Here is a 518-nt window from a genome sequence, read left to right as displayed (position 1 = left end):
ATTATTTACTTTTTAAAATCTAATTTAAAGTATCTAACTTATCTATGTTTATTTTGCTTATTAAATTCTTTAATGTAGTCTTTTTGTTCGTTGAGATATTTATATTTGGGGAAGATAGAGAAATGTTTTTTTAAGGGTATTATTTTGGGTTTTATGTGGTTGTTTAGAGTTATATTATTATGTTCTTCGGAATGATGATTTTTGATTATTTCTATTCTATATTTTTTTATTTCATCTAAGATTTGAGGGTCTACAAATAGAGTTTGGTTTTTTGGGCGATAATTGGCTTGTTGATAGGAATTTTTCTTTTTAGAATGAGAAACAATTGTAATATTTAATAATTCTCCTTTTAATGTTTGTAAAAAGTTTTGGATTTGAAATAAGTCTTTTGTGGATATTCTCGTTATTTGTGTACTGATAAAGATTATGCTTTGGGGTTTAAAAAACCGACCTATTAAAGGAAATAAGAGTATTTTTTATGATGATTATTTAATGCATAAAATAGATGAAAAAGGTAA

The 518-nt window shown here is 23.9% G+C and carries 1 pseudogene; it reads right to left on the bottom strand.

What is annotated here, in order from left to right:
* Nucleotides 1-25 precede the first annotated feature (25 nt).
* A pseudogene (locus tag BBA70_RS04020) lies at nucleotides 26-425 on the bottom strand (phase variable surface lipoprotein); the annotation flags it as partial.
* Nucleotides 426-518 lie beyond the last annotated feature (93 nt).

Origin of the sequence: New Jersey aster yellows phytoplasma (genome assembly GCF_002554195.1) — a bacterium.
Lineage (GTDB): Bacteria > Bacillota_I > Bacilli_A > Acholeplasmatales > Acholeplasmataceae > Phytoplasma.
Note: the sequence above shows the minus strand (reverse complement) of the source record. Positions and strands in the feature narration are given on the sequence as shown.